General features: G+C 73.7%; 12 protein-coding genes and 1 pseudogene. 2 read left to right on the top strand and 11 right to left on the bottom strand.

Annotated elements, in window-relative coordinates:
- Together B7L92_RS33640 and B7L92_RS33635 are read left to right on the top strand one after the other, a co-directional pair.
- Nucleotides 1-175, top strand: a pseudogene (locus tag B7L92_RS33640) (ABC transporter ATP-binding protein); the annotation flags it as partial.
- The gene (locus tag B7L92_RS33635; protein ID WP_081241047.1) at nt 172-1833 is read left to right on the top strand and encodes an ABC transporter permease; all 1662 of its coding nucleotides are present in this window, start codon (nt 172-174) and stop codon (nt 1831-1833) included. The pseudogene B7L92_RS33640 and the gene B7L92_RS33635, both read left to right, overlap by 4 nt.
- Nucleotides 1834-1897: 64 nt before the next feature.
- Here B7L92_RS33635 and B7L92_RS33630 read toward each other — a convergent pair whose 3' ends face one another.
- The 11 genes from B7L92_RS33630 to B7L92_RS33580 form a co-directional block, all read right to left on the bottom strand.
- Entirely contained in the window at nt 1898-3115 is a 1218-nt protein-coding gene (locus tag B7L92_RS33630; protein ID WP_081241049.1) for a cytochrome P450, read from the bottom strand.
- Nucleotides 3116-3174: 59 nt separating this feature from the next.
- Nucleotides 3175-3840 (bottom strand): response regulator, encoded by a 666-nt coding sequence (locus tag B7L92_RS33625; RefSeq protein WP_081241046.1) that lies wholly within the window; start codon nt 3838-3840, stop codon nt 3175-3177.
- Nucleotides 3837-5261 (bottom strand): sensor histidine kinase, encoded by a 1425-nt coding sequence (locus B7L92_RS33620; RefSeq protein ID WP_081241048.1) that lies wholly within the window; start codon nt 5259-5261, stop codon nt 3837-3839. Before B7L92_RS33620 ends, B7L92_RS33625 begins: the two co-directional genes overlap by 4 nt.
- Nucleotides 5262-5663: 402 nt before the next feature.
- Nucleotides 5664-6542 carry an alpha/beta hydrolase gene (locus B7L92_RS33615; protein ID WP_081241045.1) on the bottom strand — a complete coding sequence of 293 codons (879 nt, stop codon included), beginning with the start codon at nt 6540-6542 and terminating at the stop codon, nt 5664-5666.
- Nucleotides 6543-6714: 172 nt separating this feature from the next.
- Nucleotides 6715-7950, bottom strand: a complete 1236-nt coding sequence (kynU, locus tag B7L92_RS33610) for a kynureninase (RefSeq protein ID WP_081241044.1) — start codon at nt 7948-7950, stop codon at nt 6715-6717.
- Nucleotides 7943-8773: a tryptophan 2,3-dioxygenase family protein gene (locus B7L92_RS33605; RefSeq protein WP_081241043.1), complete on the bottom strand. Its 831-nt coding sequence runs from the start codon at nt 8771-8773 to the stop codon at nt 7943-7945. The genes kynU and B7L92_RS33605 overlap by 8 nt, the downstream gene beginning before the upstream one ends.
- A gap of 148 nt (nt 8774-8921) precedes the next feature.
- Nucleotides 8922-9335 (bottom strand): DUF3151 domain-containing protein, encoded by a 414-nt coding sequence (locus B7L92_RS33600; protein ID WP_004985448.1) that lies wholly within the window; start codon nt 9333-9335, stop codon nt 8922-8924.
- Between the two features lie 17 nt (nt 9336-9352).
- Nucleotides 9353-10858 carry an MFS transporter gene (locus tag B7L92_RS33595; RefSeq protein ID WP_081241042.1) on the bottom strand — a complete coding sequence of 502 codons (1506 nt, stop codon included), beginning with the start codon at nt 10856-10858 and terminating at the stop codon, nt 9353-9355.
- 87 nt (nt 10859-10945) lie between these two features.
- Nucleotides 10946-11968: a class II fructose-bisphosphate aldolase gene (fbaA, locus tag B7L92_RS33590; protein ID WP_081241041.1), complete on the bottom strand. Its 1023-nt coding sequence runs from the start codon at nt 11966-11968 to the stop codon at nt 10946-10948.
- A gap of 184 nt (nt 11969-12152) precedes the next feature.
- The gene (gene pyrE, locus B7L92_RS33585; protein ID WP_004985454.1) at nt 12153-12701 is read right to left on the bottom strand and encodes an orotate phosphoribosyltransferase; all 549 of its coding nucleotides are present in this window, start codon (nt 12699-12701) and stop codon (nt 12153-12155) included.
- 10 nt (nt 12702-12711) lie between these two features.
- Nucleotides 12712-13500, bottom strand: coding sequence for an aldose epimerase family protein (locus B7L92_RS33580; protein ID WP_081241040.1), 789 nt, complete (start codon nt 13498-13500; stop codon nt 12712-12714).
- Between the last annotated feature and the right edge of the window lie 176 nt (nt 13501-13676).

Genomic DNA, 13676 nt, shown 5'->3' with positions numbered 1-13676 from the left:
CGCCGTCGACGGCGGCCGGATCGACGAAGCCGTCCGCAAGCTCACCGAGTTCGGCATCCGCAGCCTGATCAGCCACCCGCCGACCCTGGAGGAGCTGATGCTGCGCCACTACGGCGACGAGCTCGCCGCCAACGGGCACGGCACCGGACCGCGCACGGACGGGGAACCGCGATGACCGCCGCGACCGCCGCCCCCGAGGCCCCGGCCCCCACCGGCCCGGTCACGGGCGGCAACGCGCTGGCCGGGACCCGGACGCTGATCCGCTTCGCCCTGCGCCGGGACCGCGTCCGGCTCCCGGTGTGGGTCCTGGCCCTGTTCCTCGGCACGCTGGCCACGGCGAACAGCTTCCGGACGCTGTACGGCGCCCCGGAGGACCGGGCGAACGCCGTCCGGACCATGGACAGCCCGGCCGGCCTCGCCATGTCCGGCCCCCGCCACTACCTCGACGACTACGGCTTCGGCTCCATGCTGAGCCACCAGATGCTCGGCTTCACGGCCGTCCTCGTCGGCCTCATGAGCGTGCTGGTCGTCACCCGGCACACCCGCGCCGAGGAGGAGACCGGCCGCGCCGAGCTGGTGCGCTCGACCGTCGTGGGCCGCCACGCCCACCTCGCCGCCGCCCTGTCCGTCGCGGCCCTGGCCAACCTCGCCCTGGCACTGCTGCTGGCCCTCGGCCTGGCCGGCCTGGGCCTGGAGGGCGTCGACACGGCGGGCTCGCTGCTCTACGGCTTCGCCCACGCCGCCGTCGGCCTCGTCTTCGCCGCCGTCGCCGCGGTCACCGCCCAGATCACCGCGCACACGCGCGGCGCGTCCGGCACGGCGCTCGCGGTCGTCGGCCTCGCCTACGTGCTGCGCGCCGCCGGCGACAGCGGCCGGACCGACGCCCTGTCCTGGCTGTCCCCGATCGGCTGGGCGCAGCGCAGCTACCCGTACGTCGACGACCGCTGGTGGCCGCTCCTGCTCTGCCTGGTGCTCGCGACGGCGCTCGCGGCGGCGGGCTTCGCGCTCTCCGCCCGGCGGGACGTGGGCGCGGGTCTGCGTCCGGAGAAGCCGGGCCGCCCCGCCGCCTCCGACGCGCTCACCACGTCGTCCGGCTTCGCCCTGCGGCTGCACCGCGGCACACTGGCCGGCTTCGGCGCGGGCCTGTTCCTGATGGGCGTGATGTACGGATCGATCCTCGGGGACGCCGAGGAGATGCTGAAGGACATCGACCAGGTCCAGGAGGCCCTGGAGCGCATCGGCGGGGCCGGCATCGCCGAGTCCTTCGCCTCCATGGTGATGGTCGTCCTCGCGGTCGTGGCGGCGGTGTACGTCGTCATGGCGACCCTGCGGCCCCGCTCCGAGGAGACCGCGGGCCGCGCCGAACCCCTGCTCGCCACCGGCCTCTCCCGCACCCGCTGGGTGGGCGGCCACCTGGCCGTGGCCCTGGGCGGCGGCACGGTCGTCCTGCTGCTGGCCGGGCTCGGCTTCGGCGTCTCGGGCGCGGCCTCGACCGGTGACGGCGGGCTGTTCCCGGAGCTGGTGGGGGCGGCCCTCGTGTACGCACCCGCCCTGTGGGTCACGGTCGGCGTGGCCGTGGTGCTCTTCGGCTGGTTCCCGCGGGCGAGCGCGGCGGCCTGGGCCGTGCCGGTGTACGCCTTCGTGGTCGGCTACCTCGGCCAGATCCTCCGGTTCCCGGACTGGATGAACAACCTCTCCCCGTTCGGTCACGTCCCCCGGCTCCCCGCCGCGGACCTGGACTGGACCCCGCTGCTCCTGCTGACCCTCGTCGCCGCCGGTCTGGTGTGGCTGGGCCTGGCGGGCTTCCGGCGGCGGGACCTCGAGACGAAGTAGCGGCAGCCGTGTCTCCTCCCCCGCCCTCGGCGGGCGGAGGACGGGGCGGCGTGGACCGGCGGGCTCAGACCTCGACCGCCAGCCCCTCCAGTCCCCGGATCACGAAGTTCGGCTTGCGCTTCGGTTCCTCCGCCGGGGCGAGGGCGGGGGCCTTCTCCAGCAGGGCCGCCAGGGAGGCGGTGAGCTCGATGCGGGCCAGCGGGGCGCCGATGCAGTAGTGGATGCCGGCGCTGAAGGAGATGTGGGGGTTGTCCCGGCGGGTGAGGTCGAGGCGTTCCGGGGCGGTGAAGACCGCCGGGTCGTGGTTGGCGGAGCCGAAGAGCAGGGCGACCTCCGCGCCCCTCGGGATCACCGTGCCGTCGATCTCGATCTCGTCCAGGACCCAGCGTTCGAAGAGCTGGAGCGGGGTGTCGTAGCGCATCAGCTCCTCGACGGCGGACGGCACCAGGGAGGGGTCGGCGCGCAGGGCGGCGAGCTGGTCGGGGTTGCGGAACAGCGCCCACCAGCCGTTGACCGTGGCGTTCACGGTCGCCTCGTGGCCGGCGTTCAGCAGCAGGGCGCAGGTGGAGACCATCTCCTGCTCGGTGAGCCGGTCGTCCTCGTCGTGGGCGGCGATCAGCCCCGAGATCAGGTCGTCGCCGGGGTTCCGGCGGCGCTCGGCGATCAGGTGCCGGAGGTAGTCCGAGAACTCGACCGACGCCCGGACCGCCTTCGCCGCCGCCTCCTGCGAGGGGTTCAGCTCGTACATCCCGCAGATGTCCGCCGACCAGGGGCGCAGCGGGGCCCGGTCGGACTCCGGGATGCCCAGCATCTCGGCGATCACCGCGACCGGCAGCGGTTCGGCGACGTCCCGCAGCAGGTCGCCGCCGCCGGCCTCGACGAGCCGGGTCACCAGCTCCTGCGCCAGCCCCTGGACGTACGGCTTCAGGCGCTCCACCGTGCGCGGGGTGAACGCCTTCGACACCAGGCGCCGGATCCGGGTGTGGTCCGGCGGCTCGAGGTCGAGCATGCCGTGGTCGTTGAGGGTGTGGAACGGCTCGTGCTCCGGCGGCGGCGCCGTCCGGCCGAACTCCTCGTGGCCGAAGCGGTGCAGGTACGTCCGGCCCAGGCGCCGGTCGCGCAGCAGTGCCGAGACGTCGGCGTGGTGCGGCACCAGCCACTGGTTCGTCGGCTCGAACCAGTGCACCCGGCCCCGCTCCCGCAGTTCGGCGTAGGCGGGGTACGGGTCGGCGACGAACGCCGGGTCCCACGGGTCGAACGCGAGGTCGGAAAGGGCTGCCATGGACGGACGGTAGCCCGGCACCCGGCCCCCTGACCAGGGTCGGAGCCCTGGGACCGGGGTCAGCCGGGGGTCACCAGCCGCGCCTCGTACGCGAACACCGCCGCCTGGGTGCGGTCCCTGAGGCCCAGCTTCACCAGGATGCGGCTCACATGCGTCTTGATCGTCGACTCGGCGACCACCAGCCGCTCGGCGATCTCCGCGTTCGACAGGCCCTGGGCGATCAGCACCAGCACCTCCGTCTCCCGCTCGGTGAGGTCGCCGTACGCCGCCTGCGCGGACGGCATCAGGCGCGGGGCCTCGGACAGCTTGGAGAACTCGGTGATCAGCCGCCGGGTCACCGACGGGGCGAGCAGCGCCTCCCCGGAGGCGACCACCCGTACCCCGTCGGCCAGTTGACGGGCCGAGGCGTCCTTGAGGAGGAAGCCGGAGGCACCCGCGCGCAGCGCCTGGTAGACGTACTCGTCCAGGTCGAAGGTGGTCAGCACCAGCACCTTCGCCGCGCCGTCGGCGGCGACGATCTCCCGGGTCGCCTCGATGCCGTTCAGCTCGGGCATGCGGATGTCCATCAGGACGACGTCCGGGGCGAGTTCGCGGACCCGCTGCACCGCCTCCCGGCCGTTGACGGCCTCGCCGACGACCTCGATGTCCGGCATCGCGTTCAGCAGGACCGAGAAGCCCTCGCGCACCATCATCTGGTCGTCCGCGATCAGGACGCGGATCGTCATGCCCCTGCCTCGTTCCCGTCGTTCCCGTCGTTTGCGTTCTTCCCGGTGTTCCCGGCGTTCCCGTCGTTTCCGTGGTGCGCCGCGGGGACCGGCAGGAACACCACGACCTCGTAGCCGCCGTCGTCGGTCGGGCCGGCCGTCATCTCGCCGTTCAGCATGGTGACCCGCTCCCGCATGCCGGTGATGCCGTGCCCCGCGCCGGGCGAGGGCTTGACCAGGCTCGGCTCGGGTGCCGGGCCGTTCACCACGCGCACGCCGAGTCCGCCGAGCACGTAGCCGATCTCGACGCGGGCGCTCGCGCCGGGCGCGTGCCGCAGGCTGTTGCTCAGCGCCTCCTGCACGATCCGGTACGCCGACAGCTCCACGCCGGGCGGCAGTTCGCGCACCGCGCCGGTCGTCGCCTTCTCCACCTCCAGCCCGGCGCCGCGCACGTTGGCGAGCAGGGCGTCCAGGTCGGCGAGGGTGGGCTGCGGAGCCTGCGGGGCCTCGTAGTCCTCGGCGCGGACCACGCCGAGGACCCGGCGCAGCTCGGTGAGGGCGGCCACCGCGTTCTCCCGAATGGTGGCGAAGGCGCGCTCCAGCTCCGGCGGCGGGTTCTCCACCCGGTAGGGGGCGGCCTCGGCCTGGATGGCGACCACCGACATGTGGTGGGCGACCACGTCGTGCAGTTCGCGGGCGATGGTGGTGCGCTCCTCCAGCAGCGTGCGCCGGGAGCGTTCGTGCGCGGTGACCGTCTGCTGGGCCGTCACCTCCTGCTCGGCGGTGCGGCGGACGTGCCAGAGGGAGACCACGAGCAGGGCGAAGGCGGACGTCACCATCATGGGCCCGCTGTTCGTGTAGTAGTACGACCCGCCGAGGAGGATGTCCGAGAGGAGGGCGTACACGACGGTCAGGACCCACATCCAGGCGGCGGTGCGGGGCCGGGTGCGCAGCGCCACGACGATCAGCACCGCCAGATGGCAGACGAACGCGCCGGGCATCCACGGCCAGTCGCCGCCCCTGGCGTTGAGGATCGCGACCACCGGGGTCACCGCGAGGGACAGCCAGAACGCGCCGACCGGCCGGACCAGTGTGGTGAGCACCGGGAGCGCGCACAGCAGGCCGATCAGCAGGGCCGACACGTCCCCGCCGGGCAGGCCGCTCGACAGCGTGCCGATCATCAGGGTGAACAGCGCGACCACCCCCACCACCGCGTGCGGGAGGTGTTCCGCGGCCGACCGCAGCCGGGCGGGCAGCCGGCGGACGAACGCGCCGTCGGTGCGCCGGCGCGGCAGCGGGCGGTAGGCGAAGGCGTCGTGGAACAGGTCCTGGCGCAGCCCGTCCAGGGCTTTCTGGGCCAGCCGGTACTCCGGACTGCGCGATGTCCCGGCCCCGCCCCCGGGCGGGGCGGCCGGTGGCTTCAGGTGAGTCGTCTCGGTCACGCTCACACGGTAGGCCGACCGGGTGACCGCGGTCGTCCCCGCCGAGACGGGTTTCCCGGCGTCCGTCTCAGGTACTACGCGGGCCGCGCGGACGCCCTTCCGGACCCGGAGGGAACGGTACCGGGAGGGACCGGTACCGGTGGGACGGACCGCCCCCGTCCCACGCCGCAGTCCCGTGGTCGTCCCGTCTCCCCCTCCGCCCGGTCATCGGGCTCGTCGGGAAGGGAAGTTACGGAGCGGCGCGGGTAACCCGCGTCCCGCCGGGGGACTCACCTGCGGGGTGGCTCTCAGGTACTACGTACTACGGGTACGACCGGGTACGGCCGAGGGCCCTCGGGGCACCCCCGCGCACCCCAGGCATCCCAGGCACTCCAGGCACCCCGGGCATCCCCGGAAAGGTCGTCACCAGGCGAGCTGGGCGATCTCCTCCGCCACCACCGCGCAGGCGTCCGCCGCCGGGTCGATCAGCGGGAAGTGGCCGACGTCCTCCAGCAGCGTCAGCCCCACCACCTCGCCGGCCTTCGCCGCCGCGTCCGTGTACGCCTCGGCCACCGGCAGCGGGACGTCGAGGTCGGCACGGCCCTGGACGAGGGTGGTGGCGATACCGGTGGGCAGCAGCAGGGCGGGGTCGGCGTACGGTCGGCGTTCGGCGAACCCGTCGTCACCGCCCAGCAGTTGGCGGGCCGCCCCCTCGCACACGCCCAGCTTGTCGGCGACCGCGAAGTCGGCGATCGGGGCGAGGGCGACCACCCCCCGCAGGGGCGCGGGACGGTCCGTGCGCCAGGGGGCGTCGGCGGGCAGCAGGTGCCGGGCGGCGCTCCACAGCGCCAGGTGACCGCCGGCGGAGTGTCCGGTGACGACCGTGCGGCGCGGATCGGCCTGCGGCAGGTGCTGCCGGACCAGCTCGGGCAGGGCGTCCAGCGCGGCGGCGACGTCGTCGAAGGTGTCGGGCCAGCGCCCCGCGACCGGGTCGCCGCCGCCCGCCTCCCCCGCACCGCGCCGGTACTCGATGCTGGCCACGGCGAAGCCCCGGCGGGCCAGGAACCCGGCGAAGGGGCTGATGTGGCGCCGGTCGTAGGGGGCGCGCCAGGCGCCACCGTGCAGGACGGCGACCACGGGCGCGGGGCCGCCGGGGCCGCCCGTGGCGCGCGGGACGTAGAAGTCGATCAGCTGGTCCGGGTCGTCGCCGTAGGCCGCGGTCGCGTCGGGATCGACCGGCGGACGGGAGAGGACCGACTCCTCCTCGGCGGCGGCCCGGGCGGCTGCGACGTCGTCCGTCATGCTCCAACCTCTCAGCGATGAAACGTATTTGGCGGACCCGAGAAGTATTCGGCCGTTGGCCGGGACGGTATCAGGACGATCATGTGCGCGGACATGGGGATATCACACTCGGTGAACCTCCTGGGAGGCGGCCGGCGGGTCCCGTCCCGCGCACGGGACCCGCCGGCCGCCGTCACGGCGCCGTCCCGCCGTCCTGAACCCCGGTCTCCGCCAGCACCTCCGCCAGCACCCGTGCCGCACGCTCCGCGTCCGCGAAGCCGATGTACAGCGGGGTGAAGCCGAAGCGGAGCACGTCCGGGTGGCGGAAGTCCCCGACCACCCCGCGCCCGATCAGCCGCTCCATCACGTCTCCGGCGTCCGGGCAGCGCAGGGCGACCTGGCTGCCCCGCTCCCCGTGCGCCCGCGGGGTCAGGCACGCGACCCGGCCCGCGGGGACGTACGCCTCGACGCACTCCAGGAAGAAGTCCGTCAGCGCGAGGGACTTGGACCGCACCGCGTCGACCGTCACGCCGTCCCAGACCTCCAGGGCCGCCTCCAGGGCGAGCATGGAGAGGATGTCCGGGGTGCCGACCCGTCCGCGCGGCGCGCCCGCCGCCGGTTCGTAGTCCGGGCGCATGCCGAAGGGGTCGGCGTGGGAGTTCCAGCCGGGCAGCGGGGAGTCGAAGCGGTCCTGCAGATCTGCGCGCACATAGAGGTACGCCGGTGAACCGGGGCCGCCGTTCAGGTACTTGTAGGTGCAGCCGACCGCCAGGTCCACGCCGTGCCCGTCCAGCCCGACCGGCAGCGCGCCCGCGCTGTGGCACAGGTCCCAGACGACGTACGCCCCCGCCGCGTGCACGGCCGCCGTGAGCGACGGCAGGTCGTGCAGCCGGCCGGTGCGGTAGTCGACGTGGTTGAGCAGCACCGCCGCCGTACGGTCGCCGAGCGCGCCCGGGACCTCGGACGGCGGGACCGGGCGCAGGGTGCAGCCGGTCATCCGGGCGGCCGAGGCGGCGATGTAGCCGTCCGTGGGGAACGTGGTCGCGTCGACCACGATCTCGTCCCGCCCGGTGTCCGCCGACCGCGCCAGCCGCACCGCGCCCACCAGCGCCTTGAACAGGTTGACGCTCGTCGAGTCCCCGACCACGATCTGCCCGGCGGCGGCGCCGACCAGCGGGGCGATCCGGTCGCCGATCCGCTCCGGCGCCGTCCACCAGCCCTCCTCGGTCCAGGACCGGATGCGCAGTTCGCCCCACTGCCGGCGGACCACGTCCTCGATCCGGCCGGGGACGGCGACGGGCAGCGCGCCCAGCGAGTTGCCGTCGAGGTAGACCGCTCCTTCGGGATCGTCCAGCACGAACTCGGCGCGCTTGGCGGCCAGTTCGTCGGCCGCGTCCAACTTCTCCGCTTTCGAGGCCAGTTCAGACATGGGATCGCGCCGTCCACAGCTCGGGGAACACGTTCTTCTGCGCCCGCTTCTCCAGCCAGGCCACCCCGGCCGAGCCGCCCGTGCCGGCCTTGGCGCCCATCGCGCGGCGGGTGGCGACCAGGTGGTCGTTGCGCCAGCGCCACACCAGCTCGGCGACATCGGTCAGCGCCTCGCCCAGCCGGGCGACCTCGTCCCGCTCGTCACCCGAGTAGACGGCCGTCCAGGCCGCCTCCACCTCCGGTGACGGCTCGTACCGCCGCGACACGTCGCGCCGCAGCACCTCCTCGGGGACGGCGTGCCCGCGCCGGGCGAGCAGCCGCAGCACCTCGTCGTACAGGCTCGGTTCGTGCAGCGCCTTCTCCAGTTCGGCGTGCACGCGCGGCGAGCCCCGGTGCGGGACCAGCATGGACGCGGACTTGTCGCCGAGCAGGAACTCCAGGCGCCGGTACATCGCCGACTGGAAGCCGGAGCCCTCGCCGAGGGCGCCGCGGTAGGCGTTGAACTGCGCGGGGGTGAGCTGTCCGAGCGGCTTCCAGGAGGCGTTCAGCGCCTCCAGCTCCCGCACGGACCGCTTCAGCGCGTCGATCGCGGTCGGTACGTCGTCCTCCCGCAGCGCCTTCGCCGCGGTCTCCCACTCGTGGACGATGACGGTGAACCACAGCTCCATCACCTGGGTGGTGACCAGGAAGACCATCTCCCCGGGATCGTCGGAGAGGGGGTGCTGGAGGTGGGTGAGGACGTCGGCCCTGACGTAGTCCTCGTAGGGGGTCGTGCCCTCGAAGTCGAGATGCGGGGTCTCCGGCTCGTGAGCCTCGTGGGACATCGCTGTCTCCTGAAATGTACTCCGGGTAGCGGTCCGCCCCTGCCGTTACCGGCACGGGGGCCCCGGTCCCCACGGTGCATCCTCCGCAATCGTCCCCCACGGCCGCAAGGCCCGCCCGGTCACGGGCGGGCCTCGTGGGCCGTACGGCTCAGCCGAGGACCTGGGCCGCCGTCGGCGAGGAGTCCTTCAGGAACTGGGAGCAGCGCTCGTACTCCTCCTGCTCGCCGATCGCCTGCGCGGCGCGGGCGAGGGCGTGCAGGGCGCGCAGGAAGCCGCGGTTGGGCTCGTGCTCCCAGGGGACCGGGCCGTGACCCTTCCAGCCGTTGCGGCGTAGCGCGTCCAGTCCGCGGTGGTAGCCCGTACGGGCGTACGCGTACGACTCCACGACGCTGTCCCGCTCGAACGCCTCGTCGGCCAGCCGGGCCCAGGCCAGCGAGGAGGTCGGGTAACGGGCGGCGACGTCGGCGGGCGAGGTGCCCGACGCGAGCAGTTCGCGCGGCCCGGGGTCGTCGGGGAGGTGGGTCGGGGGCGGACCGCCGAGGAGGTTCTCATGAATCGACATGGGTCCAGTCTCGTACATCAGCCCCGTCCGGTGCCGGGAGGCCGGGGGACGGCCCCGCCGCCCGGTCCCCGCCCGGTCTCCGCCTCCAGCGGGGGCACCGCCACGCTGCCGTGCGTACGGCACTCGGGGCGCCGGCAGTCCGGTGCCGCCGGGCGGCGCACGGTCGTGAAGGCGACGGCCGCCCCCACCACCAGGACCCCCGCGCACAGCACCATCGCCCGCCCGAACGCGTCGTCGAAGGCGTCCGGCTCCCGGTAGGCCTCCGGCCCCATCCCGGTGAGCAGCGGCAGCGCGGCCACCGCCACCAGGCCGGCCGCGCGGGCGGCGGCGTTGTTGGTGCCGCTGGCCAGGCCCGCCCGCGCGGTGGCCACGGAGGCGAGCACGGTCGCGGTCAGCGGCGCCACCAGGGTGACCATGCCGAGGCCGAGCACCAGCAGCGCGGGCAGCACGTCGGCGGGGTAGGAGGCGCCCGGGCCGACGCGCAGCATCAGCAGCATCCCGGCGGCGCACAGCAGCGGTCCGACGGTGAGCGGGACGCGCGGGCCGATGCGGTCGCCGAGTTCACCCGAGCGCGCGGAGAGCAGCAGCATCAGCGCGGTCGTGGGCAGCAGCGCCGTGCCGGCGGCGAGGGCGGAGTACCCGACGACGACCTGGAGCTGGAGCGCGGCGAGGAAGAAGAAGCCGCCGAAGGCGGCGTACACGCACAGCGTGACCAGGTTGGCGGCCGTGAACTGGCGGGAGGCGAAGAGGTCCGGCGGCATCATCGGGTCCGGGCCGCGCCGCTCGACGTGCACGAAGGCGACGGCGGCGGCGAGACCGGCGGCCCCCGCGACGGCGACCACGACGGAGCCCTCACCGGCCTCGATCAGCGCGTACGTCACCAGCGCGAGGGCGAGCGCGCCGAGCGCGGCGCCCAGGACGTCGAAGCGGCCGTGCGCGCCCCCGCCGGAGGACTCGGGCACGTGCCGTACGGCGATCGGGGCGCACAGCAGGGCGAGGGGCACGTTGATCAGGAACACCCAGCGCCAGCCCGGCCCGTCCACCAGCCAGCCGCCGAGGAACGGCCCGACGGCCGCGCCGACACCGCCGAAGCCGGACCACAGGCCCACCGCGCGGCCCCGGTCGTCGGCGTGGAAGGAGGCCTGGATGAGGGCGAGCGACCCGGGCGTGAGCAGCGCGCCGCCGACGCCCTGGAGCGCGCGGGCGGCGATCAGCATCCCGGCGTTCGGGGCGAGACCGCACAGCAGGGAGGCCGTGGCGAACCACAGCACCCCGATGACGAACACCTTCCGCCGCCCGAACCGGTCCCCCAGCGCCCCGCCCAGCAGGATCAGCCCGGCCAGCGTGACCATGTACGCGTTGACGGTCCACTGGAGGGCGGCGAGGTCGGCGCCGAGGTCGCGCCCGATGCGCGGGAGGGCCACGTTGACGACCGTGGAGTCCAGCAGGGCCATGCCGGAACCGAGCACCGTGGTGAGCAGGATCCACTTGCCCTGCGGTGAGGCCAGCCGGACATCGGGCATGTGGGGAGCATACGGAAAAGGGGGACGTACGGAAACGCGGGGAGCCCGGCACCACCGCGGGTGCCGGGCTCCCGGAGCACGGGCTCCTTACTTGATCCTGGTGCCCGTCGAGCGCAGGTGGCGGCAGGCCTCGACCACGCGGGCGGACATCGACGCCTCGGCCAGCTTGCCCCAGGTGCGCGGGTCGTAGGTCTTCTTGTTGCCGACCTCGCCGTCGACCTTCAGGACGCCGTCGTAGTTCCTGAACACGTGGTCGACGACCGGACGCGTGAAGGCGTACTGGGTGTCGGTGTCGATGTTCATCTTGACCACGCCGTTCTCCAGGGCGGTCAGGATCTCCTGCTCGCTGGAGCCGGAGCCGCCGTGGAAGACGAAGTCGAACGGCGCCTGCTTGCCGAACTTGGCGGCGACGCCCTCGTTCAGCTCCTTCAGCAGCTCGGGACGGAGGACGACGTTGCCCGGCTTGTACACGCCGTGCACGTTGCCGAAGGACGCGGCCAGCAGGTAGCGGCCCTTCTCGCCCAGGCCCAGCGCCTCCGCCGTGCGGATCGCGTCGTCGACCGTGGTGTAGAGGGAGTCGTTGATCTCGTGCGAGACGCCGTCCTCCTCGCCGCCGGTCGGGGTGATCTCGACCTCGAGGATGATCTTCGCGGCGCGGGTGCGCTCGAGGAGCTCCTGGGCGATGGCGAGGTTGTCGGCGAGGGTCTCGGCGGAGCCGTCCCACATGTGGGACTGGAACAGCGGGTCGCGGCCGGCCTTGACGCGCTCCTCGGACACCGCGAGCAGCGGACGCACGTACCCGTCGAGCTTGTCCTTCGGGCAGTGGTCCGTGTGCAGGGCGATGTTGACGTCGTACTTCTCGGCGACGATGTGCGCGAACTCGGCCAGGGCCACCGCGCCGGTCACCATGTCCTTGTTGTGCTGGCCGCCCAGGAACTCGGCGCCGCCCGTCGAGATCTGGACGATGCCGTCGCTCTCCGCCTCGGCGAAGCCCCGCAGTGCCGCGTGCAGGGTCTGGGACGAGGTGACGTTGATGGCCGGGTAGGCGAACTTTCCTGCCTTCGCCCGGTCCAGCATCTCGTTGTAGACCTCGGGAGTTGCGATGGGCATCTGTCCGCTCCTCTTAGCGTTGCGGGTGGGGGTGCTGCGTACGGTCGGCCCTGACCTGGAACCTTGGATGCGACGTCATTGTCGAGGCCATCCTCCCAGACTTGTCCGGCTGGTCGACCGCGCAGGTCAAGTCGTTATGTCGACGATGTCTGAGGACCGCGCGACGGGGCGGGCCGGGGGCGGGTCAGTCGAGGCCGAGCTCGTCCTTCGCGTACGCGAACAGGTACGGCACCCCGGCGCCCTCCCGGATCTTCTCGGCGGCGCCGGTGGCCCGGTCGACGATGGTCGCGACGGCCACCACCTCGGCGCCGGCCTCGCGCACGGCCTCGACCGCGGTGAGCGGGGAGCCGCCGGTGGTGGAGGTGTCCTCGACGACCAGGACGCGGCGGCCCGCGATGTCCGGGCCCTCCACCCGGCGCTGCAGGCCGTGCGCCTTGGCGGCCTTGCGCACCACGAAGGCGTCCAGCCGCCGGCCGCGCGCGGCGGCGGCGTGCAGCATGGCGGCGGCCACCGGGTCGGCGCCCATGGTCAGGCCGCCGACCGCGTCGAAGTCCAGCCCGTCGGTCAGGTCCAGGAGCACCTGGCCGACCAGCGGGGCGGCCTCGCCGTCGAGGGTGATGCGGCGCAGGTCGACGTAGTAGTCGGCCTCCAGACCGGAGGAGAGGGTCACCTTGCCGTGCACCACGGCCTTGTCCTTGATCTGCTGCAGCAGCGCGCCGCGAACGTCACTCATGCCAGTCAGCTTAAAGGCGGGTCCAGCTCCAGGTCGTCGAGGCCTCCAGCGGCTCCAGGGGGGTGACCAGGCGCGGGTGGGTGTTCAGGCCGTCGGGCGGGCCGGTCTGCGGCTCCACGCAGACGGCCTCGCGCTGCTCGTCGTAGACCACGACCCACTCCTCGCGGCTGGTCACCTTCAGCTCCAGCAGCCCCGGCCAGGTGAGGGTGACGTCGACGCCGCCGGGCATGCCGAAGCAGTCGTCCCAGGGCCCGGGCTTCGGGTCGATCCGGTGGCCGGTGGGCAGGTGGTCCTCGCCGCGCTCCTCCTGCCAGGCCGGCGCGAAGTCCAGGCGGACGTCCGTGCCGTCGAGGGTGCGGTTGAACCAGGGGTGCCAGCCGATCTGCGCCGGGAAGGAGGACTCGTACGTCTCCACGCTCATGGCCAGCGTCAGGGAGTCCGCGGTGAGCGCGATCTGCTGGGTGACGCGCCCGGGGTAGGGCCACGGCTCGGCGAGGTCGTACGTGAGCACGGCCTCGTCGGCGCTCCTGCGGGCGGTGCGCCAGGCGGCGTCGCGGGCGGTGCCGTGGATGGCGTGCGGCGGGGCGTTGAGCGGCATGTGGTGCACGGCGGCGCCGTCCCGGAACCGGCCGTCGCGGATCCGCCCGCACCAGGGGACCATCGGGAAGCAGCCGTACCTCTCCCCCTGCCGCAGCAGTTCGACGCCCCCGAGCCGCAGCCCTCCGACCCGGCCGCCGTTGCCCGGCTGCACGGTCACCTCCGCGTCGCCCGCGGTCAGCGTGATGTCTTCGGTACTCACGTCTCGACCCTACTGGGGCGATCAAGGGGGCCCGGGTTCCTTCCGGCCGGTTCGCGTCGCTCAGTGCCGTCTGCGCAGCGCCCGGACCGCGACGACGGCCGAGGCCACCGCGAGCGCCGCCGCCGGGGCGGCCCAGCGCAGCGGGCTGCGGGGCGAGACGGTCTGGGGGGCGGGGA

It is taken from the genome of Streptomyces viridosporus, assembly GCF_002078235.1.
GTDB classification, from domain to species: Bacteria; Actinomycetota; Actinomycetes; order Streptomycetales; family Streptomycetaceae; genus Streptomyces; species Streptomyces viridosporus.
Note: the sequence above shows the minus strand (reverse complement) of the source record. Positions and strands in the feature narration are given on the sequence as shown.

What these genes read in the sequence shown, in the direction of transcription:
- B7L92_RS33600 (WP_004985448.1), bottom strand. Translation starts at nt 9,335, where the DNA reads ATGTCGATTCATGAGAACCTCCTCGGCGGTCCGCCCCCGACCCACCTC.
- B7L92_RS33625 (WP_081241046.1), bottom strand. Translation starts at nt 3,840, where the DNA reads ATGACGATCCGCGTCCTGATCGCGGACGACCAGATGATGGTGCGCGAG.
- pyrE (WP_004985454.1), bottom strand. Translation starts at nt 12,701, where the DNA reads ATGAGTGACGTTCGCGGCGCGCTGCTGCAGCAGATCAAGGACAAGGCC.
- B7L92_RS33630 (WP_081241049.1), bottom strand. Translation starts at nt 3,115, where the DNA reads ATGGCAGCCCTTTCCGACCTCGCGTTCGACCCGTGGGACCCGGCGTTC.
- B7L92_RS33615 (WP_081241045.1), bottom strand. Translation starts at nt 6,542, where the DNA reads ATGACGGACGACGTCGCAGCCGCCCGGGCCGCCGCCGAGGAGGAGTCG.
- fbaA (WP_081241041.1), bottom strand. Translation starts at nt 11,968, where the DNA reads ATGCCCATCGCAACTCCCGAGGTCTACAACGAGATGCTGGACCGGGCG.
- B7L92_RS33635 (WP_081241047.1), top strand. Translation starts at nt 172, where the DNA reads ATGACCGCCGCGACCGCCGCCCCCGAGGCCCCGGCCCCCACCGGCCCG.
- B7L92_RS33605 (WP_081241043.1), bottom strand. Translation starts at nt 8,773, where the DNA reads ATGTCCCACGAGGCTCACGAGCCGGAGACCCCGCATCTCGACTTCGAG.
- B7L92_RS33595 (WP_081241042.1), bottom strand. Translation starts at nt 10,858, where the DNA reads ATGCCCGATGTCCGGCTGGCCTCACCGCAGGGCAAGTGGATCCTGCTC.
- kynU (WP_081241044.1), bottom strand. Translation starts at nt 7,950, where the DNA reads ATGTCTGAACTGGCCTCGAAAGCGGAGAAGTTGGACGCGGCCGACGAA.